The sequence below is a fragment of the Flavobacteriales bacterium genome, assembly GCA_025210295.1.
In the GTDB taxonomy this organism is placed as follows: domain Bacteria; phylum Bacteroidota; class Bacteroidia; order Flavobacteriales_D; family Parvicellaceae; genus S010-51.
This window is the reverse complement of record JAOASC010000030.1, coordinates 1-2,791: the sequence shown is the minus strand read 5'-3', so window position 1 is coordinate 2,791 and position 2,791 is coordinate 1. Positions and strand designations below refer to the sequence as shown.

The window sequence follows — 2,791 nt, the reverse complement described above, 5'->3', positions numbered from 1 at the left end:
TAAGTTAATCAAGCCTTATGTAAATAATACGTTCGATGGGTTCGAGAGTGATGTGGTGAGCTACTCATCTTATTATCCATTTGGTATGGAAATAGGTGCTTTAAGTTCGAATAGTGAAAGCTCGCGTTATGGGTTCCAAGGTCAGGAGAGCGATGACGAGGTTAAAGGGAACGGGAATTCTGTAAATTATAAGTATAGAATGCATGACCCAAGATTGGGGAGGTTTTTTGCCGTGGACCCGTTATCTCCTGGTTATCCATGGAATAGTCCTTATGCATTTAGTGAAAATAGAGTAATAGATGCTATTGAATTAGAAGGTCTGGAAAAACTTCAAATCATTAAATTTTCAAACTCAGGGAATTTGTACTTAAAAACCCTGGATGCAGGAGCGGCTCTAGATATAGTAGATGTAAATGGTAAAGCAATAATGTCTAGAGGTACGGAGAATATTAGTGGAAATAGAATACAATATGATTATGGAGGAGCTTTTAAATATACACGTATGAATGAGGTGTTTAGTGATGCTATATTTATATCAAGAGATTTAAACGATGGAGTTAATGGTTTAATTATAGACGAAACCTTTCCTGGGAAAGGTAAGGCTGGTTTAACAGAAGAATTAAAAGATGATAAAATTATAAATTCAAACGGAGGAGTAAGGGATTTCCAAGATGGAGGTGTGGCAAAATTTAAGACTTCCCTCAATATTTATAATAAAAATACATATATAGAAAAAGGTATACTTACAGTTGAAGGTTTGGAAACTAACACATTAGTTAAAGCTATAGAAGATAGAGCTAATAAACAGTTAAATAGTATAGAACAGCTCTATAATGAACAATTAGGGGAAGATAATATAAATAAGGTTGAAAAAACAGTAACTTTAACTGTAAATCCTAAAATATATAGTAGCCAATTATTTAATGATGCTTTAATAGAGGTTAGGAAGCAATATGGAGATAATTTAAATATTTCTATTGATGAAAAACTAGGAGATAATGTTAAAGTTTCATCTGAGACAAAGGTTAGTTTTGATTCACCAAACATAAAATGATAGTAGAATGAGTAGGATATTTTTCATATTATTTATTTTTTCCTCTTTTTCTCTATTTTCTCAAATAAAAAGAGAAAGAAGTAGGTTATTAACTAAAACTAATACTATATGTTCATTAGATTCTACCAACTGTCGGAACATTTTAAATATTAGAAAAGGGAAAAAAAATATTACAGTTATTTATGACACTTTAAATAGAGTTTACTTTGTAAATGAAGACTTTTGTAAAGGTAGAAAATATAAGATTACATATGTTAGGGAGGGAGATAATACATTTGAATATCATGTTAAAGAATCCAAAAATGGAAAAATCAAAGAGCACTTTTTATTTAAAAATAATAAGCTGTGGGTAGAAGGTAAAAGTATAAATAATTATAGAGTAAAAACTTGGAAACAATATAGTTTAGAAGAAAATTCTCTAGTTGGTAAAGTTAGGTTCGTTCTACCAACAAAAAACAAGAAAAACAGAGAGAATTGTCCAAGTGCTTTTTCGTGTTCTGAAATTAAATCTTTTGAAGGAATTACAGATGGTATACTCTCTGAATATTGGTAGTGTTGGGTACATTGTCAGAGTCACAAATAGGTAGTGTAACATCAACATAAAACAGTAGGTAATGTTCCAAATGGCGCTTTTGTATTTTTAGTAATTGTATGTGTTTGATTTCTAGTTGTTTATTTTTTTTTGGGGATGTTCAATCTAAAGTATACTGATACCTATTAGAATGAGAAAGTTTCTTAGAACTCATTAAAAAAAGTTTTTTTAAGTTCGTGTACCAAATGGCGCTTGAGTGTATGAAAGAATGTAAATATTGTAAAGCTTCTTCTTTGATTAGTAAAGGAAAACGAGGAATAAAACAACGTTATCAATGTAAATCTTGTGGCAAATATCAACAAGACATTTATAGTTATAAGTTGTATGATATTTTAGACGATGAAAACATAAAAGAATTAAATGCCGAAGGATTAGGAATAAGTTCAATGAGTAGAATTTTAGGATATTCCAAACAAACAATTTTGAGAAGAATTTTATCTTTAGCCCATGAAATTAAACGACCTGTTTATTCAGAATATAATCAGGTTTACGAAGTAGATGAGCTATGGACATTTATTGGAAAAAAACATCCTTCAAATTATAGTTGGATTACTTATGCTATCAACAGAAAAACACATCAGGTGATGAATGTCGTGTTTGGTTCAAGAACAAAGGAAAACTTAGGAAAAGTGATTTACTTGTTAAAAGCTCAAAACCCTCAAAAAATTATAACAGACAAATTAAGTACATACCCTAATTTGGTAAAACCATTTCTTCATGAAACCCATCGATATGCTAATAATCATATTGAACGAGGGAATTTAACATTGAGGACTCATATTAAACGTTTATCTAGAAAAACTATTTGTTTTAGTAAATCTCAAAAAATGCTAGAAGCTAGTGTTTTGTTATATTTTGATTTTCATAATTGGAGGTTAAAAATGAATTGAATATTAATTTTTTTAAGTGCAAAATGCTTACCTTAGTGAGGCAAACTTCCTAGCGGAAATCGATAATAACACAACTTTGACTACAAACAACCTCTATAACGGAAACATCACACACATGGCAACTGCCATTAAACCATTGATGACGCAGAATGATGTGCCACAAACCATGGTGTACAGTTATGATTTATTAAACCGTATAGCAGGATCCAAGCATTTAGCCACTCAGATTAATGCCAATAATGAGTACTTACAAGC

4 protein-coding genes are annotated in these 2,791 nt (G+C 30.5%); all 4 read left to right on the top strand.

The window, feature by feature from the left end:
* Positions 1-1,054: hypothetical protein (locus N4A35_09675; GenBank protein MCT4581673.1), on the top strand; the 1,054-nt coding region annotated here is incomplete at its 5' end.
* Positions 1,055-1,061: 7 nt separating this feature from the next.
* Positions 1,062-1,607 (top strand): hypothetical protein, encoded by a 546-nt coding sequence (locus tag N4A35_09670; GenBank protein ID MCT4581672.1) that lies wholly within the window; start codon positions 1,062-1,064, stop codon positions 1,605-1,607.
* Positions 1,608-1,846: 239 nt separating this feature from the next.
* Positions 1,847-2,536, top strand: a complete 690-nt coding sequence (locus tag N4A35_09665; protein ID MCT4581671.1) for an IS1 family transposase — start codon at positions 1,847-1,849, stop codon at positions 2,534-2,536.
* 16 nt (positions 2,537-2,552) lie between these two features.
* On the top strand, positions 2,553-2,791 hold a 239-nt coding region (locus N4A35_09660; protein MCT4581670.1), incomplete at its 3' end, for a hypothetical protein.

Coding starts and splice junctions, on each gene's coding strand:
- N4A35_09665 (MCT4581671.1), top strand. CDS start 1,847: ATGAAAGAATGTAAATATTGTAAAGCTTCTTCTTTGATTAGTAAAGGA.
- N4A35_09670 (MCT4581672.1), top strand. CDS start 1,062: ATGAGTAGGATATTTTTCATATTATTTATTTTTTCCTCTTTTTCTCTA.